Source organism: Saccharopolyspora shandongensis (genome assembly GCF_900106995.1).
GTDB classification, from domain to species: Bacteria; Actinomycetota; Actinomycetes; order Mycobacteriales; family Pseudonocardiaceae; genus Saccharopolyspora; species Saccharopolyspora shandongensis.
The window spans coordinates 1-26,494 of record NZ_FNOK01000088.1; the positions used below are offsets into that span (position 1 = coordinate 1).

26 protein-coding genes and 1 pseudogene are annotated in these 26,494 nt (G+C 67.6%); 18 read left to right on the plus strand and 9 right to left on the minus strand.

Annotation, left to right across the window (positions count from 1 at the left end; genetic code table 11):
• Together BLW84_RS43535 and BLW84_RS43540 are read left to right on the plus strand one after the other, a co-directional pair.
• A partial coding sequence (locus BLW84_RS43535) for a DUF397 domain-containing protein (RefSeq protein WP_425441832.1) occupies positions 1–199 on the plus strand: 199 nt, incomplete at its 5' end.
• Positions 200–264: 65 nt separating this feature from the next.
• On the plus strand, positions 265–621 hold the full coding sequence (locus BLW84_RS43540) for a hypothetical protein (RefSeq protein WP_093278279.1): 357 nt from the start codon (positions 265–267) through the stop codon (positions 619–621).
• Positions 622–900: 279 nt separating this feature from the next.
• On the opposite strand, the gene BLW84_RS43545 is transcribed toward BLW84_RS43540, so the two are convergent.
• From BLW84_RS43545 to BLW84_RS48765, 4 genes are all read right to left on the minus strand, one after another.
• On the minus strand, positions 901–1,692 hold the full coding sequence (locus BLW84_RS43545; protein ID WP_093278281.1) for an SAM-dependent methyltransferase: 792 nt from the start codon (positions 1,690–1,692) through the stop codon (positions 901–903).
• A gap of 435 nt (positions 1,693–2,127) precedes the next feature.
• Positions 2,128–2,766, minus strand: a complete 639-nt coding sequence (locus BLW84_RS43550) for a LysE family translocator (protein ID WP_093278282.1) — start codon at positions 2,764–2,766, stop codon at positions 2,128–2,130.
• 814 nt (positions 2,767–3,580) lie between these two features.
• On the minus strand, positions 3,581–4,561 hold the full coding sequence (locus BLW84_RS43555; protein ID WP_093278283.1) for a hypothetical protein: 981 nt from the start codon (positions 4,559–4,561) through the stop codon (positions 3,581–3,583).
• Positions 4,561–4,737: a hypothetical protein gene (locus tag BLW84_RS48765; RefSeq protein WP_218157734.1), complete on the minus strand. Its 177-nt coding sequence runs from the start codon at positions 4,735–4,737 to the stop codon at positions 4,561–4,563. The genes BLW84_RS43555 and BLW84_RS48765 overlap by 1 nt, the downstream gene beginning before the upstream one ends.
• Positions 4,738–4,809: 72 nt before the next feature.
• Here BLW84_RS48765 and BLW84_RS43560 point away from each other — a divergent pair, with 72 nt between their 5' ends.
• The 3 genes from BLW84_RS43560 (at position 4,810) to BLW84_RS50240 (ending at position 7,689) form a co-directional block, all read left to right on the plus strand.
• Entirely contained in the window at positions 4,810–5,232 is a 423-nt protein-coding gene (locus tag BLW84_RS43560) for an SRPBCC family protein (RefSeq protein ID WP_177227034.1), read from the plus strand.
• Positions 5,233–5,522: 290 nt separating this feature from the next.
• Complete coding sequence (locus BLW84_RS43565) at positions 5,523–6,455, plus strand: EamA family transporter (protein ID WP_093278286.1); 933 nt, start codon at positions 5,523–5,525, stop codon at positions 6,453–6,455.
• Positions 6,456–6,534: 79 nt separating this feature from the next.
• Positions 6,535–7,689, plus strand: coding sequence for a GyrI-like domain-containing protein (locus BLW84_RS50240; RefSeq protein WP_093278288.1), 1,155 nt, complete (start codon positions 6,535–6,537; stop codon positions 7,687–7,689).
• Positions 7,690–7,789: 100 nt separating this feature from the next.
• Here BLW84_RS50240 and BLW84_RS43575 read toward each other — a convergent pair whose 3' ends face one another.
• Positions 7,790–8,137, minus strand: coding sequence for a hypothetical protein (locus tag BLW84_RS43575; RefSeq protein WP_093278290.1), 348 nt, complete (start codon positions 8,135–8,137; stop codon positions 7,790–7,792).
• A 245-nt stretch (positions 8,138–8,382) separates the two neighbouring features.
• On the opposite strand from BLW84_RS43575, the gene BLW84_RS43580 reads away from it, so the two are divergent.
• The 5 genes from BLW84_RS43580 to BLW84_RS47005 all read left to right on the plus strand — a co-directional run bounded on the left by BLW84_RS43580 (position 8,383) and on the right by BLW84_RS47005 (position 12,251).
• Positions 8,383–9,048, plus strand: a complete 666-nt coding sequence (locus BLW84_RS43580) for a response regulator transcription factor (protein ID WP_093278293.1) — start codon at positions 8,383–8,385, stop codon at positions 9,046–9,048.
• Positions 9,045–10,271, plus strand: coding sequence for a sensor histidine kinase (locus BLW84_RS43585; RefSeq protein ID WP_093278295.1), 1,227 nt, complete (start codon positions 9,045–9,047; stop codon positions 10,269–10,271). Before BLW84_RS43580 ends, BLW84_RS43585 begins: the two co-directional genes overlap by 4 nt.
• 115 nt (positions 10,272–10,386) lie before the next feature.
• Positions 10,387–11,436, plus strand: coding sequence for a YncE family protein (locus tag BLW84_RS43590; protein ID WP_093278299.1), 1,050 nt, complete (start codon positions 10,387–10,389; stop codon positions 11,434–11,436).
• 44 nt (positions 11,437–11,480) lie between these two features.
• A complete protein-coding gene (locus BLW84_RS47000) occupies positions 11,481–11,729 on the plus strand; it encodes a hypothetical protein (RefSeq protein WP_143061338.1) in 249 nt (82 codons plus the stop codon).
• A 384-nt stretch (positions 11,730–12,113) separates the two neighbouring features.
• Positions 12,114–12,251, plus strand: a complete 138-nt coding sequence (locus tag BLW84_RS47005) for a Pvc16 family protein (protein ID WP_143061339.1) — start codon at positions 12,114–12,116, stop codon at positions 12,249–12,251.
• 964 nt (positions 12,252–13,215) lie between these two features.
• On the opposite strand, the gene BLW84_RS43595 is transcribed toward BLW84_RS47005, so the two are convergent.
• Both BLW84_RS43595 and BLW84_RS43600 read right to left on the minus strand, forming a co-directional pair.
• Positions 13,216–14,748 (minus strand): MFS transporter, encoded by a 1,533-nt coding sequence (locus BLW84_RS43595; protein ID WP_245761794.1) that lies wholly within the window; start codon positions 14,746–14,748, stop codon positions 13,216–13,218.
• Positions 14,749–14,915: 167 nt separating this feature from the next.
• Positions 14,916–16,037 carry an FAD-dependent monooxygenase gene (locus BLW84_RS43600; protein ID WP_093278304.1) on the minus strand — a complete coding sequence of 374 codons (1,122 nt, stop codon included), beginning with the start codon at positions 16,035–16,037 and terminating at the stop codon, positions 14,916–14,918.
• 207 nt (positions 16,038–16,244) lie between these two features.
• On the opposite strand from BLW84_RS43600, the gene BLW84_RS43605 reads away from it, so the two are divergent.
• The 7 genes from BLW84_RS43605 (at position 16,245) to BLW84_RS43635 (ending at position 23,636) form a co-directional block, all read left to right on the plus strand.
• Complete coding sequence (locus BLW84_RS43605; protein WP_093278306.1) at positions 16,245–16,853, plus strand: TetR/AcrR family transcriptional regulator; 609 nt, start codon at positions 16,245–16,247, stop codon at positions 16,851–16,853.
• 354 nt (positions 16,854–17,207) lie between these two features.
• A complete protein-coding gene (locus BLW84_RS43610) occupies positions 17,208–18,494 on the plus strand; it encodes a GH1 family beta-glucosidase (protein WP_093278308.1) in 1,287 nt (428 codons plus the stop codon).
• The gene (locus tag BLW84_RS43615) at positions 18,491–19,708 is read left to right on the plus strand and encodes an MFS transporter (protein WP_093278310.1); all 1,218 of its coding nucleotides are present in this window, start codon (positions 18,491–18,493) and stop codon (positions 19,706–19,708) included. Before BLW84_RS43610 ends, BLW84_RS43615 begins: the two co-directional genes overlap by 4 nt.
• A 302-nt stretch (positions 19,709–20,010) precedes the next feature.
• On the plus strand, positions 20,011–20,868 hold the full coding sequence (locus BLW84_RS43620; RefSeq protein ID WP_093278311.1) for an SDR family NAD(P)-dependent oxidoreductase: 858 nt from the start codon (positions 20,011–20,013) through the stop codon (positions 20,866–20,868).
• A 113-nt stretch (positions 20,869–20,981) separates the two neighbouring features.
• Positions 20,982–21,536, plus strand: coding sequence for a nuclear transport factor 2 family protein (locus BLW84_RS43625; protein ID WP_218157735.1), 555 nt, complete (start codon positions 20,982–20,984; stop codon positions 21,534–21,536).
• A 382-nt stretch (positions 21,537–21,918) separates the two neighbouring features.
• On the plus strand, positions 21,919–22,896 hold the full coding sequence (locus BLW84_RS43630) for a quinone oxidoreductase family protein (RefSeq protein ID WP_218157736.1): 978 nt from the start codon (positions 21,919–21,921) through the stop codon (positions 22,894–22,896).
• Positions 22,897–22,949: 53 nt separating this feature from the next.
• Positions 22,950–23,636 carry a TetR/AcrR family transcriptional regulator gene (locus tag BLW84_RS43635; RefSeq protein ID WP_218157737.1) on the plus strand — a complete coding sequence of 229 codons (687 nt, stop codon included), beginning with the start codon at positions 22,950–22,952 and terminating at the stop codon, positions 23,634–23,636.
• Between the two features lie 118 nt (positions 23,637–23,754).
• Here BLW84_RS43635 and BLW84_RS43640 read toward each other — a convergent pair.
• Positions 23,755–24,147, minus strand: a pseudogene (locus tag BLW84_RS43640) (helix-turn-helix domain-containing protein); the annotation flags it as partial.
• Complete coding sequence (locus BLW84_RS43645; RefSeq protein ID WP_093278318.1) at positions 24,144–25,325, minus strand: Cmx/CmrA family chloramphenicol efflux MFS transporter; 1,182 nt, start codon at positions 25,323–25,325, stop codon at positions 24,144–24,146. The gene BLW84_RS43645 and the pseudogene BLW84_RS43640, both read right to left, overlap by 4 nt.
• Before the next feature lie 900 nt (positions 25,326–26,225).
• On the opposite strand from BLW84_RS43645, the gene BLW84_RS50060 reads away from it, so the two are divergent.
• Positions 26,226–26,494 (plus strand): helix-turn-helix domain-containing protein (locus BLW84_RS50060; protein ID WP_281247459.1); only part of this gene is annotated, 269 nt, incomplete at its 3' end.

A 26,494-nucleotide genomic window follows, 5' to 3' on the forward strand; every position in this document is an offset into this window, starting at 1 on the left:
GCTTCCCAACGCGGTGTGGCGTAAGAGCCGCCACAGCGGAGCGGTGGGCAACTGCGTCGAATTGGCACCGTTGGTCGACGGCGGCATCGCCGTCAGAAACTCGCGCTACCCCGAGGGTCCAGCACTGGTCTACAGCCGGGATGAGATCGCCGCATTCCTGCACGGGGCCAAGGACGGCGAGTTCGACGACCTCGTCTGACGAACCGTCCGACGCTCCGCGCGGAGCCATGGTTGAAGCCCTTGATGACGAAACTCGGTGGCGCCATGAACGAGATTACCAACGGCCTGCAAGCCCTGGTAGCCCGCGATTTCCAGTTCGCGCACCCGCGCGATGCCGACGGCGGCCTGGTCGCCGTGGTGGGAATCCGGGTCCACCGCGGGGTTTTCGACATCGTGCAGCTGTTCAGCGAGCACGAAGCCGATGCCGCGCGGATCCCCGGTGACGAGCCGGACGTGCTCTTCCCGAGCAAGGTCCTGTGGCGAACCACCGGCCCCGCGCACGAGGTGATCGCCGAGCTGCTCGCGCTGTCCGAGCCGGCCCCGGACCTCGGCGCCCAGCCCACGGGCTGCTGGCTGCCGACCCACGCCGGCCGCTCCACCTGGCTGGCCGCCACCGCTTAACCGCGCTGCAGCAGGCCAGTTCGACACGCCCGCTCAACGGGCGCGACCCTCACGCCACCCGCGACATCTCGACCAGTCGTTCCGGCAAACCGGAACCGGGCAGCAGCTCAACCACAAGCGATGGCTGCCGGCACTGTCCGGGTATGCGCCCACCATTGGCCCCACGCGGCGAAGCGGACGCGGGCACCAGCATCAACGGCCCACCGCCCTCCTGGCTGGTCATAGGCGCGTGTCTGCCGCCAGGAAACGATCAGCTCAGCGGCAGGCAATGCCACGCCACTACGGCTTACGGCCTATCGCACCGTAGGCGTCCAACGGCTCTCCTGCGCCGGTCTGGTCAGCGCCAGGGCGCCACTGGTTGATCGGGGTCAGACCAGGGCCGACCAGCTCCAGGCCGTCGAAGAACTTCGCCACCTGCTCCACCGAGCACAGCCGGTACGGGATCGCGCCGCTCTTCGCGTACTCCTCAGCGGCTTTGCGCGCCGTCTCACTGAGGTTGGTGTTCTCCCACAACACCAAGTAGCTGCCGGACGGAGCCGCTGCCATCACCCGGCGCGTGATCGACAACGCCTCCTCGTACTCGGGGACATGCCCGAGCACGCCCATGAACATCACCGCGATCGGTTGTGTGAAGTTCAGCGTGGACCGGGCATCCGCAATGATCACCTCGGGCTCGTGGTAGTCGGCGTCGATGTAGGCGGTCACGCCCTCGTCGGTCGTGTTCGTCATCAACGCTCGGGCGTGCGTCAGCACCAGCGGGTCATTGTCGACGTAGACGATCCTCGACTCCGGGGCGACCGCCTGGGCCACCTCGTGGGTGTTCTGCAGGGTCGGGAGGCCGGTACCGATATCGAGGAACTGACGGACACCGGCCTCGGCTGCCAGGTAGTGCACCGCTCTCATCAACAACTGCCGAGATTCCTTGGCAATCTGCATGATCTCCGGCTGGAGGGCAACCCACTCGTCCCCCGCGGCCCGGTCGACGGCGTAGTAGTCCTTGCCGCCCTGCCAGTAGTTCCAGATCCGTGGCGATGACGGTGCGGTGTAGTCGATTTCAGCACTATTAGCCACCAGGTACTCCGTTTCTCGTCACGGGGGCCTCCGCCTGACCCTAGCGTGACGGTCCCACCCGAAACACTTTCCGTGCCCATCAGCGTTCCCAGACCACATCTAGGCGGGCACCAAGCACCAGGACGACGAGGGCGCACGCGATCGCAGCAAGTCCCGCCGGGCGCCTGACCCGACGTGTGATCAACGGTGCCCTGATCCACGCGGAACACGCCCCCGACGGGAGATTTTGAGACGCGAAAAGCCGAGTTCCGGCGGCGCCCTACTCCCATTCGGCGCAACGTGATCCCGACTCCCTTGCCCAAAGTCGACTTGATCTCGGGCGCGCTCTGTCGGGCCGCCCGGCGCACTGTTCGCATGGATCCGCTCGAAACCCCTGATGTCGGCGACAAGCTGTGGCCTGGCCCAGATTCCGGCCTGCTGACATGACAGGGCGGTTCAGTTGGGCCGGCTGGTGGCCATCTTGACGGCGAAGAAGCCCAGCAGGGTGCCGGATGCGAAACGCTGTGCCTGGAGCACGCGGGGGTGACGGGCTAGATACCCGGCGAGCGCAGCGGCGGTGAGAACAATGAGGCCATTAATGGTCACACCAACCACGATCTGTGCGGTTCCGAGTTGGAGAAACTGCCACCACGTCGCACCCAGCGCGGGATCAACGAACTGGGGGATCAGCGCCGCGTACAGGAGCGCGATCTTGGGATTCAAGAGGTTCGTCAGCAGCCCCATGCCGAACAGGCGGGCAGCCGAGTGCGGGGCCAGTTCGCGCGGTTCGAACGGCGACCCGCCACCGGGGCGCAGGATCTGCCAAGCCATCCACGCGAGGTACGCCGCGCCCAGGAGTTTCACCACGTGGTAGGCCTCAGGTACGGCCACGAAGAGGGCGGAGAGACCGGCGGCTGCTGCGACGAGGTAGACGACGAATCCGAGGGCAACCCCGGCGAGCGACACGAGTCCGGCACGCCGCCCCTGCGAGATCGCTCGCGATGCCAGGTAGACCATGTTGGGCCCGGGGCTTAGTCCCATGCCCAACTCCACCACCACGACGCCGAGCAACGAGGCGAGCGATACGAGTCCCATTGAGCGAACGTATCTGACGGGCAGTCGCCTTACCCGGCCGGGCGTCTCGCCGTTCCCGGGCCCCGTACGCGATTCGCGCTCAATTCTTCCTGTCGCCTCACCCCGAGCCAGCCGTCGGTCTCGCGCGAAATCGCCAGCCCTGTCCAGTGGCGCAAGATATGATCTTGTTCTGTTCGACAACGAAAGACGGGATGCGTGCGATGCGGCTCGGGGCAGTGGCGCGGGAAGCCACGAGGCGGGAACTGACCGAATGGTCGGCCGCTGGCGACCCTACCGACGCCGCCCGGGTGATCACTGGTTCGGCTGGCTGCGGGAAGACGCGGCTGGTCAGGTCGGTGGCTCAGGATTTCGACGCGGTCGTCGACGCTTCCGGTGCGGCGGCAGCCGACCTGGCCGTCGCCGTGAACGACGAGCTGCGGCTGGATCACGGGCCGCTCGCGGACGAGGTCAATCCCCTCACGGTCGTCAGAGCGGCCAGGGAACGCGGGCGCCCGTTCCTGGTCGCCATCACCAATATCGAGCACGCGGGAGGCATCCGGTGCTCGTCCGTTCCGGACGATGTGCTGACCGGCGTGCTGTCAGATCTGTTCAGGAGCAACGAATACGCGGCGGAATTTCGCCTGCCCAAGGGGGAAGCACGCTTCCCTCCGGTGCGGCTGTTGGTCGAGCTGCCGAAGGAACAGGCCGCGGTCCTGGCACGCGAAGCGGGATTGCCCGCCGGGTCGGTCGTAGACCTGGACGACGCTCACCACGCCCCGGACCGCACGGAGTTCGAAGCGTGGATAACCCGCTTGCTCGCTGCTCCGGGAACCCCTTACGCGGAGGCACCGGTGGACGTGGTTCGCGCCATCGCCGCCGAGATCGCGGACCGCTCGTCGCTGAACTTCCTGCTGGCCCCCCGCCCGACCCAATTCCGCAGGCAGACCTGTTCCTCGCCGTCGACCAGTCGTCCACCGGCCAGCGCAACCGGTCCGGGCCAGCGCGGATCGATCCGATCGGTGTCCAGTTCGCCGAGCGGGCGCCAGGACGCCCACAGCGTCCGCCACGGCAGCGCCAGCCCGCATTCGTCAAGCCATTGGCAGAGCACCTCGTCGCCGCACACCGTTGCGGACCACTGCAGACGTGCGGCGTGCTCGGCCAGCGAACGTTCCGGGTGGTCCCGGAACGTCCTGCTCGCTTCGAGGACGACGCGCCTGCGTCGGTCTGCCGCGTCGGTGTCGGCGTGCCCGGCCCCGCGCACCGCGTCTTCGAGGTTGCGCTGCTGCGACAGCAGCACACGCCGTGGGTCGGCGATCCAGTTGTCGACAGCGAACGACCCGGCCGCGTGGCCGGGGCCAGCGCCGAGGGCGTAACGCTCGGCCGCGGTGCGAGTGGCCTCAAGCGAACCGGAGGGCACGAACGACGCGATGGTGGACAGCACGCGGAGCCGAGTATCGGATCCGAGCGAGACCGCGGCGGCCCGTCCCAGCGCTTCGTGCCGGATACACCAGCACGTCACCTCGCCCGAGGCTGTTGGGACGGCGGTTCGCTCGATCAGTTCACCGGCAAGTGCGGCTGCGTCCTCCAATTGCCGCGCGGGAACGTGCTCGCCGAGCAGGTTGCTCGCCGCTGCCTGCCACACCTCCTGCGGCATTCCCGGCTTGCCTTCGGCGAGCGCGATCGGTGCCAGCAGTTCCGACAGCCGGGATCGCGGTACTGGTTGCGAGGCGAGTAGAAGATCCCAGACCTCGGCGAGCGTGCCCGGCAGCTGCTCGGCTCCACTCGGTGACCAGCGCGCCTCGCGGGTTCGCAGCACTATCGCCGTTGCCTCGGCCGGTTCTGGCCGAGCGCGCGGGGCAACTCGGGCAGTGCGGCGGCGACGAACACGGTCGTGAAGTAGGCCAGCTGCTGCAGTGCGTTGTAGTGCACCCAGCCGTTCTCGGTCGGCCAACCTCCCAGTCCATTGCCCAGGCGCCCGTGGCGCCGATGCACGACGTCCTGGCCCCGCGGCGGGGTTTCGCCAAGTCGGCCGGAACGCGGTCGTTCGGCGGTACGCTGCCCGCGATGCGACACGAGACCACCGTGGCGATCGCCGCATCTCCAGCCGAGGTGTGGGCGGTGCTGGCGGACGTGCTGAACTGGCCCGAGTGGACACCCACCGCGACCTCGATCGCGGCGCTGGACGGTGAACTGCGGGTCGGCCACCGGTTCCTGGTCAAGCAGCCGGGGGTCGCGGCCGCCGTCTGGGACGTGGTCGAGGTCGAACCGGGCGCTTCGTTCGTCTGGGCGACCCGATTCGGGGGCGGCCGGATGGTCGCCACGCACCGGATCGAGGCCACCGACGCGGGCAGCGAGGTGCGGTTGCAGATCGACTTCACCGGCGGTTTCGCCTGGCTGCTCACGCCCGTGGTGGCGGGCCGCATCCGCCGGTTCGTCGAGTCCGAGGCTGCCGCCCTGAAGCGGACCTGCGAAGCACCGGACCACTGATCTGCCCGCTGGAGCCGACTTTTGGGGACTTTCTCCTCACCTGAAGTGGTGGATAGCGTTGCCTTTGCCGAAAACCCCGTCCGTGCAGGCATGCTCGTACTCGTCGAGGATGCCGCCGAGGCGATCGCGTCGGGGTATGTTCAGGCGAGCGATCTTGTCAGAGCGAGAGCGCACCCACTGCGGTCGATCCGCCTCTACGCCATGTCCCGCTCCGTTTCACCTGCGCGGACGAGGTCATCGGCAAGGGCAGGGCCGTCGACCGAGATCAACATGATGTGGACTGACAGATCATGAGGAACTTCGCGATGATCCTCGGCAGAACTGTGCAGCGCCGGGATGGTGGGCGGACGGGCGTGGCGCCTCCTGATCGCACTGTGTTCCTGCTGCTCGCGCTCTATGCGTGCTGGGGCTCGGCGATTCCGGCGATGAAGCTGATGGTCGACAGCGTGCCGCCGCTCGGTGGAGCGGCGCTGATCTTCTTGCTCGCCGGGGTCGTGCTTGCTGGTGCCGCGTGCGGGCGTTCCCGGCCTACGCGCGTGCAACTGCGGCACCTGGCGGTTGCCGGCGTGCTGCTGCTGGTAGGCGGGCAAGGGCTCGCCACGGTAGCGCTGACTGCGGTGACCGCCAGCCTCGGGGCGATCCTCGCTGCGGCGATCCCGCTGTGGGTGGTACTCCTGAGCGGGTTGATCGGAACCCGTGTATCGGTCGCGTCGCGGGTGCGCCTCGTGGCGGGGTTCGGTGGCATCGTGATCGTTGTGCTGACGGCACCCGGCAGCGCGATCGGCGGGGCGCCGTGGGCGGTCGCGGCATTCTGCGTCGCGCCGATCCTGTGGGCTGCGGGGAGCCTGCTGATGGCGAACGTCGCCGGGACGGTCGATCGAGTGGTCGCCAGCGTGGTTCAGTTGCTTGCTGGTGGGACCGTGTTGCTGCTGGTTGCGCTGTCGCTTGGTGAACTCGCCCCGGCTCAGTGGTCGGACGTCAGCTGGACCTCGGCCGGGGCGGCGGTGTTTCTGCTCGTCTTCGACTCGCTCGTCGGCTTCATGCTCTACACGCGCCTATTGGAGAGCGCACCGGCGCCGCTGGTCAGTACCTACGCCTACGTCACGCCGCTTGTCGGCGCCGCGATCGGCGCGACCGTGCTTGACGAGTCGCTCTGGGCCGGTGTGTTTGTCGGAGGCGCCTTGGTGCTCGGCGCTGTCGCACTCGAGCTGCGCGCGAGATGAGCCGAGACCGTCGCGGTGGGATTGCCCTGCTTCGCGGTAGAGCCGCCCTTGCGCTCTATTCTAGCGCTAGAATAGGGCCATGTCCTCCGCTCTGACCGATGGCGAGTTGACCGTGCTCGGGTTGCTCGTCGAACAGCCCCGCCATGGATACGAGCTGGAAAGGGTCATCGAGGAACGGGGAGTACGCGCATGGACGGCGCTCGGTTTCTCCTCCATCTACTACGTGCTCGACAAACTGGCCAAGCGCGGCTTGATCGAAGCAACCAGTGCTCCCTCGTCCGGAAAATCGCGCGCCACCTTCCGTGCCACGGTGCTGGGCCGCGAACTATGTGCTGCCGCCACGCGCGACGCGTTGACGACGCTGACGCCGATGCGCGCACGCGTCCTGATCGCGATGGCCAACAGCCCGGGCTTATCGGATGCGGACGTGGTGACCGGACTGACCCGACGTCTGGAAGCGTTGCGAGAAGAGCTTTTGGACGTCCAGGCGGCCCGTTGCCGGCAAGCCCCCTTGCCCACAGCCGCCTCGGCGATCTTCGACTACAGCGAGGCCATGCTCGCGGCTGATATCAGCTGGACCGAAACCACGCTGGGCACATTTGCAAAGGAGACGGCGATGGACAAGTACGACATCAAGAAGGTCCACCGAGTGCTCTACTCGCCGCCGTCGAAGGAGTTCACCGTCGTCGATGTGCCCGAGCTCCGTTACCTCGCAGTCGATGGCCGAGGTGACCCGAACACATCCGCTGCATACGCCAATGCGATCGAAGCCCTGTACGGAGTGGCGTACGCGCTGAAGTTCGCCAGCAAGAAGGCCCTCGGCCGAGACTTCGTAGTCGGCCCGTTGGAGGGACTGTGGCGAGCGGACGACCCCAGCGTGTTCATCACGCGGCGCAAGGAAACATGGGAGTGGACCATGATGATCAGCCAGCCGGACTGGATCACCGACGACATGGTCCGGACTGCCATCGACAACGTCGCGAAGAAGAAGGAAAACGCCGCACTCGGAGACATCCGGCTGCACACCCTCGTCGAAGGGACCTGCGTCCAGATCCTGCACATCGGCTCCTACGACGACGAAACTCCCACCCTGGACCGCCTCCACAACCACTATCTCCCCGACAGCGGCCTCACCTTCAACGGCGACCATCACGAGATCTACCTCAGCGACGCACGTCGAACAGCGCCTACCAAGCTCAAAACGATCCTGAGGCAGCCCGTCAAGACCGCGTAGCAAGCCGTTCGTCGCTGCGGTAACTCGTGGGGCTGAGGACGATCTGGCCCCACGAGCTACCGGCGAGCATCTGCCTCAAGCGGTCGTCGTGACCGCTGTCCTACTTGTTGAGCTCGATGGGCGCGGTCGACACGTCGTCGGCCGGCTGCGCCGACTCGCCGGGCGTGCCGGGCGGCAGCTCCTCGGCCGGCTGGCATTCGATCGGCTTCGCCGGCACGGCGGGGGCGCCGGGCGGCAGCGGCGCGGTCGACACGTCGTCGATCGGCTTCGCCGGCTCGGCAGGTGTGCCGGGTGGCAACTCCTTGGCCGGCTGGCATTCGATCGCCGTGGTCGGCTTGCTGTCGTTGCTCGGCGAGTTCGTGGTGTTGGCGAACGCGACTCCGCCGGCGCCGAGCATGATGGCCAGGCCGGCGACGACCGTCGCTACCTTCCGGGAGGACGATGACATGCGAGATTCCCTTCTGTCTGCGGACAATCGCACTCCGGCGGTCGTGCCGCCGGAGTGCGACCGCGGCAGCGGGCCGCGGTCTGGTCCCATCCAGCCAGACCGCGGTTATCGTCAGCGTCTGGTGATCTCCATATGCCGGCCATATGTCCCGATGAGGACCATGTAGTCCTCGTGCCGGTCCGTGTCCGGCTGGCGTAGGCGGGGGTGTGCCAGGGCGGCGTACCTGAAGGCAGGAGGATGAACGCGTGCGAGTGCTGGTCGTGGAGGACGAAGCCTTCCTCGCCGAGGCATTGCAGGCCGGTCTTCGCCGCGAAGGCATGGCGGTCGACATCGCCGGCGACGGGGCGACAGCCCTGGAGAGCGTGGCGGTCAACGAATACGACGTGGTCGTGCTAGACCGCGACCTGCCCGGTGTGCACGGGGACGATGTGTGCCGGCACGTGGTGGCCAGCCGACCCGACTGCCGGATCCTCATGCTGACCGCGGCCGGCGGTCTGGCCGACAAGGTCGACGGGCTGCGTCTCGGCTCGGACGATTACCTGGTCAAACCGTTCGACTTCCCCGAACTCGTCGCCCGGCTGCACGCGCTGCGACGACGCGCCGCCGCAGCGCACCCCCCAGTGCTGACCTACGCCGACCTCCGGTTGGACCCCGCGCGCCGCGACGCCCGCCGCGGCGACCGCACCTTGCGGCTGACCCGGAAGGAGTTCGCCGTCCTGGAACTGCTCCTGCGCGCGGACGGGGCGGTGCTCAGCGCGGAACACCTGCTGGAGAAGGCATGGGACGCCCACGCCGACCCGTTCACCAACGCGGTTCGCATCACCATCTCCACGCTGCGGCGCAAACTCGGCGACCCGCCCATCCTGCACACCGCCACCGGGGTCGGCTACTACCTCGCCACCACCACGTGAGCATCCACGCCACGCTTCGGCGGAATCGGCTATCCATCCGGCTGCGGCTCACCCTGCTCTACGGGGGCACGGTGCTGGCCTGCGGCATCGCGTTGCTGATCACCCTGTACGCGTTGATGCGGTACATCCCGAGTTACGAGCTGCAGCCCGCCACACGCAGACTGGAAGCTGTGGTTCCGGCCATCCCCGCCGACGACATCGGACATGCTCCCGTCACGATCACCAGCAAAGACGACATCTTGACGGCGCTGCTGCAATTGTCCGGCGTGGCGCTGATCGGGTTGGCCCTGATCGCGTTCGTGCTCGGCTGGGTCATCGCCGGGCGCATTCTCGCCCCCATCCACCGCATCACCCGGACGACACGCACCGTCGCAGGCCACTCCCTGCACGAACGCATCCACCTCGATGGCCCCCAGGACGAGTTCACCGAACTCGCCGACACCATCGACACGATGCTCGACCGGCTGCACGCCAGCTTCCAAGCCCAGCAACGCTTCGCCGCCAACGCGTCACACGAACTGCGCACCCCGCTGGCGATCACGCGCACCATGCTGCAGGTCGCCATCGCGCACCCCCGCGACCACGATCTCGCCACCCTGGCGCCCAAGCTGCTGGCCACCAACGAACGCAGCATCGCAACCGTGGAAGCGCTGCTGGCCCTGTCCCGGGCCGATCACGGCATCGACGACGCAAAGCCCGTCGACATCACCTCGGTCGCGGCGCACGCGCTGGAACAGGTGCGAACCGAAGCAACCGCCGGCCGGATCGCCGTGCACGACGAGCTGCACCCGGCCACCGTGAACGGCGACGAGGACCTGCTCCGCCACTTGCTGATCAACCTCCTGCACAACGCCATCCGGCACAACCACACCGGTGGCGCGGTACGGCTGACCACCACCACCCGGGACGGCACCGCCATCATCATCGTCACCAACACCGGAAAGCCCATCACGTCTGAAGAAGCCAGTCGGCTGTTCGAGCCGTTCTACCGAATCCGCACGCGTACTCACGCCAACGGACACGGCCTCGGCCTGGCCCTCGTACGCGCCATCGCTTACAGCCACCACGGTGCCGCCACCGCCACCCCCAACCCCGGCGGTGGACTGACCATCACGATCGTCCTGCCCACCGCTGGGTACTCCACGAGTCCGGGGCCTACCAACTGCGCAGGGGAGGTGCCCGACACCGAACCACGCCAGCGGCTCGCGGAAGGCACCAGGTGATGACGAACGGCGCTGATCCGGAAGATTCACCATGATTCCCGCGGCACCCACGGGGTGGCTGTTGACGCCACGAACGCTCAACCCGCACGGTAGCCAATGGGGGAGGAGCGGTGCGATGAGACCGTCTACTGCGCAGTCGTGGAGGCGCTGGTGGCCGCTGGTTGCTCTCGGCGCGCTGGTGGTGGCGATCGTTGTGGTCGCGGCGATGGCATACCTGCGTCCGAAGCCTCCGCCGGCGGTCGCGTTGCCGTTGCGCGCTGCCGGAGAGGTGGAGTTGCCGGGTGGGGGCTCGCGATTCGACTACGCGAGCCTGGATCCGGACCGAGGCCTGCTGTTCGTGGCGCACCTCGGTGCCAGCGAGGTCATCGAGGTCGATGTCCGTGCTTCCCGTGTGGTGCGCGTGATTCCGGATGTGTCCCAGGTGCACGGAGTACTCGTGGTTCCCGCGCTGCACCGCGTCTACGCGACGGCCACGGGCCGCAACGAGATGGTCATGCTGGACGAGGGCACAGGTCAGGCCGTCGGCGAAGCCCCGACCGGTGACTACCCCGACGGCTTGGCCTACGACTCACGCCGCAACGCGGTGTGGACGACCAACGAGCGGGGCGGCACGGAGACCGTCATCGATGCCGTCACCGGCACCGTGCGGGGCACGGCCATGCTGGGTGGAGAGGTCGGCAACGTCGCCTACGACCCGGTCAGCGACCGGATGCTGGTGGACGTGCAGGCCCGAAACGAGCTCGCCTCCCTGGACCCGTCCACGCTCGCCGTGACCAGACGGATCGCGCTGCCGGGCTGCGACCACGACCACGGGTTGGTTTTGGCTCCGGCACAGCGCCTGGCTTTCGTCGCATGCGACGGCAACGCGAGGTTGCTGACCGTTGCACTGGAATCGGAGGCGGTCAGCGGGACCGCGGATGTCGGACGGGACCCCGACGTGCTGGCATACGACCTCGGTATGAGCCGTTTGTACGTCGCGGCGGAGAGCGGGTGGTTGACCGTGCTCGACGTGCGTGATGGCCAGCCGGTCGTGATCGGATCGGGCTTCCTGGCAACGGATGCGCACGTGGTCGCAGTGGATCCGGTCAGCCACCACAGCTACTACCCGGTGCCAGCAGGGACGACTGGCAGCCCAGCGCTCTTGGATCGTGAACCTGTGCCGTGACGCGGCCGCTCACACCACAACTATCCAGTTCCAGGTGGCTGGTTGTGCTGGCCGCGGCGGCCACCCTGCTCGCCTCGCGACTCTGGCCCGTCGATGATCTCGATGAGCAGGAGCACGACCACCACGATCGGCTGCGCAGCGTGATCCTGGCGTCGACTTTCGAGGCGGGGTTGAATCGATCGCCGCTGCTGCCCATTCTTGTTGGTGCAGCGGCACCGTGGTCGAGGGGGCGTTCCGGTGGGGTCGCGAAGCGAGGAAGCTCGGGAAGCGCTGTGCGCTTTCATCGCCAGTGATCATTGTTCGTGTGTCGGTGCGAAGACCGGGCTCGGGCAAGGCACATTGGTCCACCGCCATTACGGCCCGCTCGGCGGCGCCGAGAACACCGCGTGACTGATGGGCGACCCGCGCGGTTTCGTGCGCGATGTCTTTCCTCAACTCCTGGGGGACGTCTTACCCGCACCGCGTGTGGATGCCGGATGCCCTGTTGGAAAAGCTCCGGGAGGACGGCGGCGAGATCGCCGTACCGACCGATCGCTAGCGATTTCGACGTCGCGAGGGGAAATGTTGCATGACCTGGATGCCGTGCTCGGTGACGAGGCAGCACCCGCCGACATTCGCGGCGCGGACGTCAGTTTCGGCGCGCCTGACAGAGATTCCGAGCCCGCAGACGACAACGGGTGAGCCTGTTCCTGTTCGATGTTCAGAAAAACCGGGGCCTGCGTGACAACGCGCCGCTCGTGGAACGTGCCGATGGAGCCCGCATCAGCCGTCGACCGCCGCTGTGGGGCGACTGCACTTGCCTCATCACCGTGTGATCGGCCGGCGCGGGAGCTGTGAAAGCCGTGGAAGAACGTCGCCTGCCCGGACCCGTGAACCTCCACTGCCGCTCCCGCGCCCACCTCCCCGAGTGACGGCAGTCATGAATGTCTCTTACGATCGATCCTGCCAGGTGACCTACCGTCTCCGGCACTGGATCTGGTTTTCGTCCAAGCGGCCAGGCAAGAGAAAACGGCGGTCATCAAGCCGACAAACTGGGTGGCGAGCCCGATCCACATCGGCACCGCGCCAGAGGTGTTGAGCTGGAGTTGAGCATCTGCCTCGGTCGCCACCGGATGTACCGGTGCACGGTCCGGCCCCGGTTGCCCCATGCCCTCCGTGCCTGTTACGCCGTTACCGCCCCCTCCGCCGGGGGCGGTTTCCGTGACTTCAGGCGTGGGGGTACCCGTATTGATTGTCGTGGCAGTCGTTGTTTCCGACGTGCCCTCGGTGGTGCTGCTCGTCGTTTCCGTCGTGCCCTCGGTCGGGGAGGTTGGCTCTTGCTGACCTGGCGGTGGCACGGACACCACGGGTTCTAAAGTGACCACGCTGGCTCCGGCAGTGGTGAGGACGAACCCCACGAACAGCACACCAAGCCCGAGCATCAACGATGACGCTTGGATGGTAAGCACAGTAGGAAAGCCCCCGGTCGACCTGTACCCCATGTGACAACCCTACGAGCCGAGCTGATCCGAATCAGTGGTCTCCAGTGCGAAACCACCTCTACGTGTGCGCAAAGGTTGCCCTAGACGGCTGGTGTCGAACCGGGGGTTCCTCGAGCAGGTGCCGGACCAAGAACTTCCGCGCTACGCCGAAGAGTTGGAGCGGCTCGGTCAGTGATTCACCCGAGTCTGATCGAGTTGTTGCAGATCGCTGAGCGGGCGATCGGCCATGACGTCGCGGCCACGGAGGCTCAACCAGTGGCTGTGGCGACGGGGCACACCGCGCCGCCAACAGGCCGGGCTACCTGCCGACCGCAGGCGACCCCGGACGCTGCGGTGCCCCGGGCACGGCCGGCGCGGCAGGCCGGTTGCGTGTCAGCATGATCGCGGGCACCGCAGCGAGGACGAAGAGCACTCCCGCCATCGCGACGTAGAGGTACACGCCGGTCGCCGTGCTCACCGGCGCACCGTCGGCAAAGGTCCCGGGAATTTCGGTCGCTTTGAGCACCTCGCCCCCGGCGAAGTTGAAGACGACCGAGCCGAGGGCGAGCACGACCGACACCAGACCGGCGATCGTGCCCTGCCGCTCGGGCGCTTCGAGGCTGGTCGCCAGGTTGTAGCCGGAGGCGCCGATCGCGCCGGCGGCCATGCCGACCACGGCGCCGCAGGCGATCGCCAGCGGGAGCACTGATACGCCCGCCAGCATCGCGAAGGTCGCCACTATCCCGACGGCGATGCCGCCGAGGAGGGGCGGTGCGGGACCGAACCGTCCCGCGATCCATCCGGCGCACATGCCGCCGATCACGATGCCGAAATTGGGCGTGGCGAGCAGCACTGCGACCGCCTCTCCGTCGCCCAGCCCGTAACCGAGCCCCAGGCCGGGGGGCACCTGGGCGATGATGCTCGTCAGTTGCAGCATGCTCCGGAAAGAGCCTGCTGCCAGTACCAGGGCCAGCAGCGTCAGCAGGATCGGGCGGCTGAGGGCCCGGATGTCGATGATGGGTTCGTCGACCCGCAGCGCGAGGAACGCCCAACCGGCCAACGCGGCGGCACCGGCCGCCAGCAGCGCGATCATGCCCCCGGACAGCCATCCGAGGTCGCTCCCGAGGCTGATGTAGGCGAGCACCGCGCCGAGGCCGCCGCCGAGCAGGAGCGCCCCGCCCACGTCGATCCGGCCGGTGCTGCGGACCGGCGACTCCGGGATGAAGGAACGCACGCAGAGCGCGGCCGCCGCGGCGAGCAGCGCCGCCACGATGAACACGCTCCGGTAGCCGAACACATCAATGACCGGCTTCATCAGGAATGGCTCGATGATTCCGACGACCGACGAGCCGGACGTCACGAGCCCGACCACGGCCATCGCCACCCGCGGGGTGCAGATCTGGCGTGCGAGGGCCACCGTGAGGAAGACCGCGGCGAAGGCGGCGCCTTGGAGGAAGCGCCCCACCAGGAAAATCCAGACGTTGGGGGCCGCGAGGCAGACCAGCGCTCCGGTGCATGCGAGGAGCAGCGTGCCGATGAGTATCCGGCGCGTGCCGAAGATGTCGGAACTCTTCGCGAGCAGCGGCGAGCAGATGGCCCCGGCCAGCATCGCGCTTGCATTCAGCCACGCGACCTGATCGGTGTCGAAATGCTCCAGCAGCTGGGGCAGGACCATCATCGGTGAGCCGATGGCCACGTCGGCCAGGACGTTGGCGAGGGTGAGAACGGCCGCCCAGAGTATGAGCCGCTTGCTCCAGCGGTGCTCTTGGGCACCGGGGGCGGGCTTTTCCAGCGTGTCTTTCACTATGCATTCTCTCCAGTGCATTGGGGGTAAGGCCCCGGCGAACGGCACGCCCCGTGGGCGGCGCGGGTTGCCGGTTGAGCCGATTTCCGGGAGTGGGCAACCGTTTCCGGGCGGTCGCGCCCGATCGGCAAGGGCCGGTCGGGTGGTCTGCTGAGGGCCATCGGGCTTGTCCGCATTACGCCGGGGAACCGGATGCCAGTCGCATTGCGCCGGGTTCAGGGCGCGCCGGTGCCGGATGCTTGCAGCGCCTTGTTGCGGGCGGCAATGGCAGCCCAGGTGGTCGGCAGCATGCGGTCGCGACCGCTGTCGACGCGGTCCTGGGCGAAGGTGACATAGGGGCGCTGCCGGGCCTCGTACCGTGCGAACGCGGCGGTGTGGTCATTGCCGCACCGTTCGAGTTCTTCGGCGAGAAAGCGGGCGCCGGTGAGCGCGAGTGAGGTGCCCCGGCCGGACAGGTAGGCCGGGCTGTACCCGGCGTCCCCGACGAGGGCGACGCGGCCGCGGTGCCAGGAGGGCAGGTGGATCTGGCTCGCGGAGGTGAGGAAGAAACCAGGATCGGCGCGGGCCGCGTCGAGCAGCTCCGGGATCCGCCACGACCGGTAGCCCGCGAAGGCGTCGATGAGGATCTTCTTCTGGGCGTCCAGGTCGTGGCGGTCGTAGTCGATCGGTTCCGAGCGGAACTGGAAGACCGCAACGGCCTTGCCGTTGTACCGGAAGATGCCTGCCATCCGGCTGGGGACGTTGTATATCGAGTTGGCGCCCTCGGATTGCGCCTCGCCGGGGTGGTCGGCGAGGGCGAAGTAGACGCCGAGGTGCCGGAGGTAGTCCTTCTCGGGCCCGAACACCAGCCTGCGTACCGCGGAGTGCTGGCCGTCGGCACCGATCACCAGGTCGTAGCGCCCGGTGCGGCCCGATGCGAAACGCACGTCGACGCCGCCGTCGCCGTCGCCGTCGGTCAGTGTCTCGATCGAGTCTTCGAAGCGGATCGCCGCGGTGTCCGGGAGCGCATTGGCGAGGATGCGCACGAGGTCCTCGCGGAGGAGCTCGATGTCGTCGTCGGAGTCGCTGACCTGCTCCATCGGGATCCGGGCCACCGGCTCGCCCTGGCTGTCGACGAACTGGGTGAGCTCGGACATCCGGACCCGTCGCTTCTGGATCTTCGCGAGCAGTCCCATCCTGGCCGCGGTCTCGATCGCATCACCGCGGATGTCGATGGGTGTGCCGGTGAGCCGGAGGTGGCGGGCGTACTCGACGACGGTGACGTCGTGGCCGCGGGTGCCGAGCTCAAGTGCGCAGGCGAGCCCGGCGATACCGGCTCCGGAGACAAGGATGTTCACGTGTGCGCTCCAGGTTTCGCTGAGGTGGGTGTGCGATCGGATCGGCCGCTGCTCGCCGGTCAGGCAGGCGAACCCGCGGAGCAGTGCGGCCGCAACTAAAGCGACGAACTGTTGCTTTTAACGAGCGTACTACGACCGGCTTGCACCGCAACGCCGCCCCTGGCGACAATCGGCACCCGAGCAGAGAACAGGAGAGTGAGCGCGGCGATGGCCAACGGGATCGCTGACCGGCCGCCCGCACGGCGTCCCGGTGGCCGCAACGCGCGGGTGAGAGCGCAGATCCTCGCCGCGACCGCCGAGCTCGTGGCGCGCGACGGCATCGCGGGCTTCCGCTACGAGGAGGTCGCCGAGTTCGCCGGCGTGCACAAGACCAGCGTCTACCGGAACTGGCCCGACCGCGAGGAGCTGGTGGTCGAAGCCCTGCTGAGCTACGCCGAGGATCTCGCCTCGGTCGCCGACACCGGCGACATCCACCGAGACCTGGTGGACTACCTGCTGGCCCTCGCCGGTGGCCTGGAAACGCCGTTCGGCCGGACGCTCGAACAGGCCATCCAGCCCGCCCGCCAAAGCCCCACCGTCCGGCAGGCGCTGACCAGGATCCTCGATCAGCGTGTGGCCGCCGTGGGGCGGCGGGTGGACACCGCCGTCGACCGGGGCGAGCTCCCCCCGGTCGACAGCGCCTTCCTTGGCGAGATGATCTCCGGCCCGGTGCGCCTCATCGTCAACCGCGGCATGCGCCCGTTCACCCGCGCGGACGCGGAGCGCATCGTCGGCGTGGTGCTCGCCGGCATCCGGGCCACGGCACCGCACGTCTGAGCAATCGCCCCGGCCGCACCGTTCAGGCCGAAGCGCCCGTCATGCCCGCGCTCAGCGCGGCAAGTCGAAGTGCCGCATCGGTTCTGGCGTGCAGGGACGCGAACCGCGGGCAGGTTCAGGAAGTGCTTGTTCCGCGGCGGTGGGCTGGGCCCGCCGGCCGCCCGGCGCGCCCGTGCTGCCTGCTACCAGACCGACGAGCGTTCCCGGCTGGTAGCTGACGCCCTTTGCATTTTCCAAACCAGGCATCGAAATACTGCCGGCTCGCGGCGCCCGAGAGGCGACTCCGGATCGCCCCTTCCGTGAGTGCCGGATCAGCACTATATTCCGAATAATATTCATGTTTGGGGTGATGAGATGCCGGTCCCGCACCTGCCCTCGGACTTCGTCTGGGGCGTGTCCACCGCGGCATTCCAGATCGAAGGCGCCACCAGGGAAGGGGGTCGGGGGCGTTCGATCTGGGACACCTTCGCCGCCACTCCAGGCAAGATCGCGCGCGGTGAGCACGCCGACGTCAGTACCGACCACTACCACCGGTACCTCGAGGACGTCGCGCTGATGTCCGAGCTGGGCGTGGACGCCTACCGGTTCTCGCTGGCCTGGCCCCGCATCCAGCCCGACGGTCGTGGTCCGGTGAACCCCGAGGGGATCGCGTTCTACGACCGGCTGCTCGACGCGCTCTGCGAAGCAGGCATCGATCCGGTCGCCACGATCTACCACTGGGACACCCCGCAGGCGCTGGAGGACCGCGGTGGGTGGCTCAGCCGTGAGACCGCCGAGCGGTTCGCCGAGTACGCCGCGATTGTCGGCGAGCGCTTCGCGGACCGGGTGAAGATGTGGATCCCGCTCAACGAGCCGATGGTCATGTCGATATACGGCTACGGCATCGGCGAGTACGCGCCGGGCAAGGCGCTGTTGCTCGACGCGATTCCGACCGCGCACCACCAGCTCCTGGCGCACGGCCTGGCCGTGACGGCGTTGCGCGCGGCGGGCGCGGGGGCGGTGGGAACCGCGAACAACCACAGCCCGATCTGGGGTGAAGACCCGGAACCCGTGTCGTTCCTGGACGCGTTGATCAACCGCTTGTTCGCTGATCCGATCCTGCTCGGCAGCTACCCCGAGGTGCTGCATGACCGGCTTCCCGACGGTTTCGCCGACGACCTGCCGACAATCGCCGCGCCGCTGGACTTCTACGGCGTCAACTACTACGAGCCGATGGCCGTGCGCGCACCGCGGACCCCGGACCCGCTGCCCTTCGAGCTCATCCCGGTCGAGGGCTACCCGATGACTACCAACGGATCGCCGGTCGTCCCGGAGGGACTGCGTGAGCTGCTGATCCTGCTCCATGAGCGCTACCCGGAGATGCCGCCGATGCACATCACCGAAAACGGTTGCAGCTTCGACGGAATCCACGACTCCGACCGCATCGACTTCCTCACCACTCACCTCGCCGCCGTGCGGGAGGCCATGGGCGCAGGTGTGGACGTGCGCGGCTACTTCGTCTGGTCGCTCCTGGACAACTTCGAGTGGTCCAAGGGGTACGCCCCGCGGTTCGGCCTGGTGCACGTCGATTACGACACGCTCGTGCGCACCCCGAAGGACTCGTTCGCCTGGTACCGCGACGTGATCGAGCAGTCGAGATGACCGCACTCACCGAGCCCCGGATCCCGGTCCGCGCCGGGTGGACGTCGTTGCTCTTCCTGGCCAACCTCGGGCTGTGGCTGGCGTTCTACGCGCCGATCCAGGTCCTGTTGCCCCGGCAGGCGGACCTGCTCGCCGGCGTGGACAAGGAGGTCGTCTTCGGCGCGGTCACCGGGATCGGTGCGGCAGTGTCGGTGGTGGTCAACCCGCTGGCGGGCATGCTCTCCGACCGCACCACCTCGCGGTTCGGCCGCCGACACCCGTGGACGCTCGGCGGCGCGCTCGTGGCGGCGGTGGGTCTCGCGGTTCTCGCCGCGGCAGGCGATGTGGTGACAATGACGGTCGGGTGGTGCCTGGTGCAGGCCGGGCTCAACGCGATGCTTGCGAGCCTGGCGTCGGCGCTGCCGGACCGGGTTCCGGTGGCGCAGCGGGCACGAATCGGCGGACTCGTCGGCATCAGCCAGATGCTGGGCACCGTCGCCGGCGCGCTGGTGGTGACGGTGCTGATCACCAGGCTCGCCGGTGGCTACCTCGCGTGCGCAGCACTAGTCGTGCTCGCGGCGGCGGCGTTCGTGCTGCGCACCCCGGACGCCGTTCTGCCGACGAAGCCCGCAGGCGGGCTGGCCGTAGCCCGGTTTTGGGTGTCGCCGCGCCGGTATCCCGACTTCGCGTGGGGCTGGGGCTGCCACTTCATGATCAACCTGGGCAACGCCTTCGGCACGCTCTACTTGCTGTTCTTCCTCGACGACGCCGTGCACCACCCAGATCCAGAGACGGGTCTGCTGGTCCTGATGGGCCTCTACGGTGCCGCGCTCACCGTCGGCGGGGTCGTCGCGGGAGCGCTGTCAGACCGCACCGGGCGGCGCAAGCCCTACATCCTGACCTCGTGCGCGCTGATGGCGTTGGCCGCGCTGCTGCTGGCCGCATGGCCGACGTGGACCTCGGCACTGTGCGCCGCTCCGCTGCTCGGGCTGGGTTTCGGGATCTACTGGGCGGTGGCACTGGCCCTGCTGACGCAGGTGCTGCCGTCCGCCGCCGACCGGGCCAAGGATCTCGGCGTCGTGAACATCGCGAACGCGCTGCCCCAGGTCGTCGCCCCGGCGCTCGCCACGCCGGTCCTGGCCCACCTCGGCGGCTATGCCGGGCTGTTCACCGCATCGGCGGTGGCCACGTTGCTCGCAGGAGTGCTCCTCACCCGCGTGCGCGGAGTCGCCTGACTCGTCCTAGTCGTGCAGCCGGATTGGTCGATGATCTGGTGTGCTCCGGCGCGATTCCGCAACCCGGCTCCTCCTTGCGCAGCACAGCGATGCCATGGAACTCGATGCGGTCAACGGTAGTCGCTCGCGCGGGTATGGCGTGCTCGGCGGGATCCGCTACCGAGGCTTGACTTGCCGATCTCCTTCGATACGCTCAAGCAAGCGTTTGGTTCTGCGTTGTCGCAGTTGACTCGTGTGGCGGGGACCGGGAGCGGGTACATGGCCGATGAACGAACGTCCGAGCTCGGCATGGCGGGCAAGCTGTGAGCGGCGACCGGGTCGCGGTGGTCACCGGCGCGAGCCGGGGCGCGGGCAAGGGAATCGCGCTCGCGCTCGGTCAAACCGGAGCCACGGTCTACGTCACCGGCCGGACTCGACGGGAGGGAGAGGCGTCGCTACCGGGCACGGTCTTCGCCACCGCCGAGGAGATCGACCGCAGGGGCGGTACCGGAGTTCCCGTCGTCTGCGATCACCGCGATGACGCCCAGGTCGCGGCACTGTTCGAGCGGGTGCGCGCCGACCACGGGCGGCTGGACATCCTGGTGAACAACGCGTTCATCGTGCCGGACCAGCTCGCGACCAAGGGGCCCTTTTGGTCCAAGCCGCTGGCGATGCAGGAGATGTTCGAGGTCGGGCTGCGTTCCAGTTACGTGTCCAGCTACTACGGTGCGCCGCTGCTCGTCGGCACTGGTGGCGGCCTGCTGGTCAACACCTCGTCCTTCGGCGCCACCTGCTACATGCACGGGCCTGCCTACGGTGCGGTGAAGTCAGGTGTGGACAAGATGGCGCACGACATGGCGGTGGACCTCAAACCGTTCGACGTGGCGGCCGTGTCGATCTGGATGGGACTGCTGCGCACCGAGCGGACCGAGGCGGTGCTGGACTCGGATCCCGAGCGCTACGGCGAGCTGACCGCGATGGCCGAGTCGCCGGAGTTCACCGGACGGGTCATCGCCGCGCTTGCCGAGCACCCCGATCGGATGCGGTGGACCGGGCGGGTGCTGGTCGGCGCGGAGGTCGGCGAGGAACTGGGCGTGGTCGACGTCGACGGCACCTCCCCGGCTTCGCACCGGGCGTTCCTCGGCGCCCCGGTCGAGTTCAGCGACTCCATTGTGGATTGAGGGGAGCACGATCGACGTTCATCGGCTGATCGATCGCCTGTACCGCTGAATGATTCCGGGGCCCGGTCGGGAGTCGCTGTTCGCATGCTGAACCGCCGAACGCGGGATGGCTGTTGGCGAGTCTGGCGAACGAGGAGGCGGAAGTGTTCGGTGACGGCGACGTGGATGTGCGTGACCTCGCTCGTAGGGTTGCGCGCCTGGAGGCGATTCAGGAGATCGAACGCCTGAAGTACCGGTACTGGCGAGCGTGCGACAGCAAGGATCCCGATGCCTTCCGGGAGTGCTTCGTGCGCGAGGGCGCCGACATCGACTACGGCTCCGGCCTCGGCGGCTTCGACGATCGCGAGCAGCTCGTCGAGCTGTACAGCAAGCTGGCCTTGCGCCGCGACGGAAACCGCTGGCTCTACAACGACATCCATCATGGCATGCACCCGGACATCGAACTGATCGACGCGAACACCGCGGTCGGCAGCTGGACCTTCTGGTTCATGAGGGTCAACCTCGCCGACGGCGTCGTCGAGCAGGCGTCATTGGAATATCGCGACCGGTACCTGGTCGAAGACGGGAAGTGGAAGATCCAGAGTTCGCACGTCACGCCCTTGACGGGGGTGAACTTCCCGATCCCGGAAGGAGCGAACGTCGCTCCGGGGCCCGCGGTGCCGAAATGATGCGGCCGGGCGAAACGCGCGTCCTCGGCTTGTTGCTCAACCGGCCTGGCCGAGTCTGGCAGCGAGGCTGGTCTCTCGTGTGATCGTGCTGCGTTCATGATCAACCGGGGTGTCGCTCGTCGTTTCGTGGGTACCAAGAGGCTCGACAGGTTGTCCCGGCTAGTGGGGTTCACGGTCCTGAGTGGATCGTTTCCGGGGCGGTGAACTTGCCTATGCAGCGGGACCACGGTCGTCCCATCGCAGCTCCTCGGACTCACACCATGATTAACGATCGTGGAACGGCCGTGCGGGAGTGAGTGTGGTGACCGGGATCACCGCGACCGGTCGCCTCCCGACAGCCGCCCCTGCTAGGCTAATGCCACTGAGGGGCATTTTTGCTCTCGTGTCATCCGTGTGGGAGGAGTACGGCATGAAGGCCGTCATGGTGTCGTCGTTCGGTAGCGCCGACGTGCTCGACCTGGTGGAGTTGGCCGATCCCTGTCCGGGCCCCGGTCAGGTCCTGATCTCGGTTCAGGCAGCGGGCGTCGGCTTCATGGACGTCATGGTTCGCAACGGGACCTACCCCCAGCTCACCGAACCCGGCGTGGTCCCTGGCGCCGAGGTGGCGGGCATCGTCACCGCGGTCGGCGACGGGGTGGGGCAGGAGTGGCTGGGCCGCAGGGTCTTCGCGTTGACCGTCAGCAGCGGGTACGCCGAGTTGGTGACGGTGGGGGTCGACCACGTCGTCGCTCTGCCCGAGGCGATCAGCGCACCGGACGCCGTCGCACTCGGCGTCAACGCACTGGTGGCCAGCCTTGGGCTCAAGCGGGTGGCCGTCCAGCCGGGCGAGCGGGTGTTGGTGCGCGGTGCCGGGGGCGGTATCGGAATGATGGCCGCTCAACTGGCCACCGCCGCAGGTGCGGAGGTCACCGCCATCACCTCCACCCCGCAGCGCGTCGACCGGCTGCGTCAGCTCGGCGTGGCGCATGTGCTCGACCGCAGGGCGGGCCAGGACGGCGGCGACAGCAGCTACGACGTCGTCATCGACCCCGTCGGTGGCGCCGAGATCACCCGCTACATCGAGTTGCTCCGGCCCAACGGCCGGTTCCTGTCCTGTGGCGCGGCGGGCGGGGTCCCCGGGCCGGACGCGTTCGCCGGGCTGCTGACGACGTTCCACAACTCTCCCACCGTCTTCGCCTTCAACGTCAGTTCCGTCGGCCCCGGCGCGATCGCCACCGAATTCGCCGACCTGCTGCGCCGCACGGCGGACGGCGCGCTGAGGGTCGTCGTCGACACCGAGCTGCCGCTGTCAGAGGTCGTGAAGGCGCACACGCTGCTGGAGTCCGGGACGGTGTTCGGCAAACTCGTGCTCGTCCCCTGAGTCCGGTACGGCTCAGAGTCCGCGCACTGGTGTCCCGCACTAGACTCGGGACCGTGTCCACTGTCGCCAACAGCGGTGAACGCCTGCCACTGCGTGAACGCAAGAAGCAGCGCACCCGCCAGTCCCTGATCGACGCCGCGCTCGACCTGTTCACCGAACGCGGCTTCGACGGCGTCACACTGGACGAGCTGTGTGACAGCGTCGAGGTCTCCAAGCGCACGTTCTTCCGCTACTTCACCAGCAAGGAAGACGTCGCCATGGCCTCGATCTACGACCTGTGGATGAGGTTCGTGGACGAACTGGGGACCGTCGAGGCCCAGGGCCGGACGATTCTGGAGATGATGCGCGACGCACTGCTGGCCTCGCTGGAGGGCATGGCCGACGAGGACTGGCTGCGCCGCGTCCTGCTCACCGAACGACTGGGGGCGGCGAACACGTCGATGGCCGCGCACTGCCTGGAGTTCTGCGAACGCACCATGCGGCTGGCGCTGAAGGTCGTGGCCGACCGGTTCGACCTGCCGGGGCCCGACGACCTGAGGCTGCGACTGGCAGGGGACATGCTGGTCTCCGCGTTCCGGCACGGCATGAGCGACTGGACGGCGCAGGCGCAGGACGGCGCCGGACCGCACGCCGGGAAGCGCCCGGCCGAGCGGGATCTCGCCGCCCACGTCCTCGACGCCGTCGCCGCACTGAACAGCAGCCTCACACTCAGCGCGCCCCTGCGTTCAACGGCTCACTGACCGACGCCCGCCACCTGGGTACGCGGCATCACTGCCAGGGTCCGCACGCGCGCCATCTTCCGCCGCCGCACTCGACGGAGCTGCTCAGACGCTACGGTGGGACCGTCAGTGGGTGCTCAGGCCTCCGGTTGTTCTCCCCATTGGGGTCGATGAACCGGCGCTTTCCGAGCCCGAGGCGGGCGAGGTGTCTGGAAACCGTGCGGCGGTGAGTGTTGATGCCGATCGAGCGTAGCTCCCGGGTGATCTGCTGGGCAGACCACTTGTTTTCCCTTCTCCAGGTCTCGATCCGGTCGATGACCTCGGGTGGTGTTGCGTTAGGGCTGGTGTGCGGTGTCGACGCTCGGTCGTGGAGGCCGACCTCGCCGTAGCGTCGCCAGCGGTTGACCCATTTGCTGGCGCAGGCCCGGGAGATTCCCATCTCGGCGGCGACATGAGCGATGGGGCGGGTTCGGCAACGCTCGATGAGCCGTCGCCGCCCCTCGATACTCAGTGGGGCGTTGGTGTGGGTCATCGGATCGCCTGGCCGACATGGGGTGCGATGACTCGCAACAGCGGCAGCGCGATAGCCAGCGCGAGCGCGACTAGGAGACTGCTGACCCACACGGGAGCGAGATCGCCAGCATCGGCACCGAGAGTCGCTGCGGCAATTACAGGTCCGCCAGCTGCCCCGATGTTGAGCGCAGCGGTTGCATACGACCCACCCATGGTGGGTGCGCCCTCGGCCTCGTAGAGCACCCTGGCGATCAGGGTGCTGCCCACCGCGAAGGACAGAGCTCCCTGCATGAATACCAGGAACACAAGCGCCACAGGGTGCGCAGCCAGTGTCGCCAATGCCATCCAGCCGAGGAACAGCACCGGGCCGCAGACCGCGATGACGATACCGGGACGTTGGTCCGAGAACCGTCCCGCGACAGTGACACCGACGAAGAAGCCGACACCGAAGACCGTCAGCATCACCGGAACCCAGAGCGCTCCCAGGCTGGCTGTGCCGGTGACGATCGGCGCAAGGAAGGTGAAGGTGGCGAAAGTGGCGGCATTGACCAGGGCGGCAAGCAGGATCACCAGGATCAGCCTTGGCTTCGCGAGTTGGGCGATCTCGGTCCGAAGAGATACGAGGGCCGGCGTGCCTTGAGTGGATTCTGAGGCATCGGCCGGGATGCCCTTGGCGATACCGAGCGCAGCGGGAATGCAGAGCAGCGCGATCGCCCAGAAGGTTGCCCGATAGCCGAGCAGCGTGCCGAGCAGCGCGCCGCCTGGAGCTCCCGCGATGGTTGCCATCGTCGTGCCTGAGAGCAGGACAGCCAGCGCGCGTCCTTTCTGATCGGCTGCGACGAGCGTGGCTGCGGTACTCAATGCGACGGCGAGGAATCCTGCGTTGGCCAGTGCGGCGATAACCCGGGTGACCAGCAGCAGCACGAAACTTGTCGTGAGGGCGCCCACGATGTGCGTGACTGCGAAGACCAGCACGAAGAACAGGAGAGTTGTCCGGGCGGGCCACCGGCGAGCCAGCGCCGCCATTAGCGGCGCCCCGGCGATCATGCCGACGGCGAATGCCGAGGTGAGCAGGCCGGCTGACCCGATTGATACATCAAGACTGTCGGCGATGTCCGGCACCAGACCGGCGAGCATGAACTCAGAAGTGCTCATGGCGAAGACCGCCACAGCAAGCATGTAGAGAGGGAGAGGCATCGAGACTCCGAGGTGAGAGAACGACAAGGAAACGTCTCGTCACCGCGGCCAGCGCCCCGGAGGGTGCGCACCATTGCCCCGCAGCAAGGCTGCCGGGATGCGAACTAAGAACTCAGGGGTTCAGGGGGCTGACGGCGTGACCGAAAGCCCCTACCCGGTCTGACTCAGGGAGCACGAGGAGCAGGTTACCCTGTTTCGGGCTCGGCATGGTCGCCACGGTAGCTCAACTACGCCATTGGTGATGAACAGCACCAACCGTGACGCAACCACGCGTCGTCAACGTCCCGTCCCGCAACGGCAAGTGCCGCGTCGGGCAACGTTTGCCCCGTATCAGAGCGCTGGAGCCATTCGATGTCTGTGCCCCACTGGTGCACGCGCAATGAATAGCGTCCGCCCGCCCGGCCACGTTCGCGGTGCTGGGCAGTCTCGGCCGTAGCGACCAAATACCGTTGCAGATGCCGGCCGAACACCAAGTTCCGGCTAGCCAGCGCATCATCACCTCGCTGATGTTCCCCAGCAGCAACCGCGCCCACGGGTTATTTCGTCCACAAAGGACTTGGACTGAGGACGGCCTTGCGGCGAGGGGGGCGGCCCCTCGGCCCGGATTCCCTCGTGTTCCGCGTAGTTCTAAGGGTTGGGGAGACTTCGGTGTAGTGCGCCTTGGTTTTTAGCTGTGGTCAGCGCCGCACTGTCGTGGCGGGCGGGGCCCTTGCCACTGCGCATGAGGAGGGGGCGCGGCGCCCGACCGAGGTGTCGGAGTCAACTAATCCTGTCGACTTGATTCAGCACTGCGAAGGCGATTCCACGTGGGACATCGGGTCCGTTGCCGTATTAATGATCTTTTGGTTATAGGGTGTGTCGTTGTGCTTGGTTTGTGTTGCCCGGTGGGATGATTGTGGCGTGGCGAGGTCTTCACGATCGACGGGTAAGCAGTCCCGTGAGAACAAATCTGGCGCCGCTAGGCGGGATTTCGAGGCGCTGCGTGAGCGGCGGAGGCGGGCGGCGGAGATGTTCGAGCGGGGCGAGCGGCAGGTCGATGTGGCCTCGGCGTTGGGGGTATCACAGCAGACCGCATCGAAGTGGCACCGGGCGTGGTTGACAGGTGGCCACGAGGCGCTGGAGGGCGCCGGTCGTGCCGGGCGGATGCCCAGGCTGTCCAATGAGCAGCT

Excerpts from the sequence above, each read along its gene's own strand:
- BLW84_RS43565 (WP_093278286.1), top strand. The coding sequence starts at position 5,523 with ATGAGGAACTTCGCGATGATCCTCGGCAGAACTGTGCAGCGCCGGGAT.
- BLW84_RS43610 (WP_093278308.1), top strand. The coding sequence starts at position 17,208 with ATGCCGGTCCCGCACCTGCCCTCGGACTTCGTCTGGGGCGTGTCCACC.
- BLW84_RS43540 (WP_093278279.1), top strand. The coding sequence starts at position 265 with ATGAACGAGATTACCAACGGCCTGCAAGCCCTGGTAGCCCGCGATTTC.
- BLW84_RS43560 (WP_177227034.1), top strand. The coding sequence starts at position 4,810 with ATGCGACACGAGACCACCGTGGCGATCGCCGCATCTCCAGCCGAGGTG.
- BLW84_RS43575 (WP_093278290.1), bottom strand. The coding sequence starts at position 8,137 with ATGTCATCGTCCTCCCGGAAGGTAGCGACGGTCGTCGCCGGCCTGGCC.
- BLW84_RS43645 (WP_093278318.1), bottom strand. The coding sequence starts at position 25,325 with ATGCCTCTCCCTCTCTACATGCTTGCTGTGGCGGTCTTCGCCATGAGC.
- BLW84_RS43605 (WP_093278306.1), top strand. The coding sequence starts at position 16,245 with ATGGCCAACGGGATCGCTGACCGGCCGCCCGCACGGCGTCCCGGTGGC.
- BLW84_RS43550 (WP_093278282.1), bottom strand. The coding sequence starts at position 2,766 with ATGGGACTCGTATCGCTCGCCTCGTTGCTCGGCGTCGTGGTGGTGGAG.
- BLW84_RS43615 (WP_093278310.1), top strand. The coding sequence starts at position 18,491 with ATGACCGCACTCACCGAGCCCCGGATCCCGGTCCGCGCCGGGTGGACG.
- BLW84_RS50240 (WP_093278288.1), top strand. The coding sequence starts at position 6,535 with ATGTCCTCCGCTCTGACCGATGGCGAGTTGACCGTGCTCGGGTTGCTC.
- BLW84_RS43590 (WP_093278299.1), top strand. The coding sequence starts at position 10,387 with ATGAGACCGTCTACTGCGCAGTCGTGGAGGCGCTGGTGGCCGCTGGTT.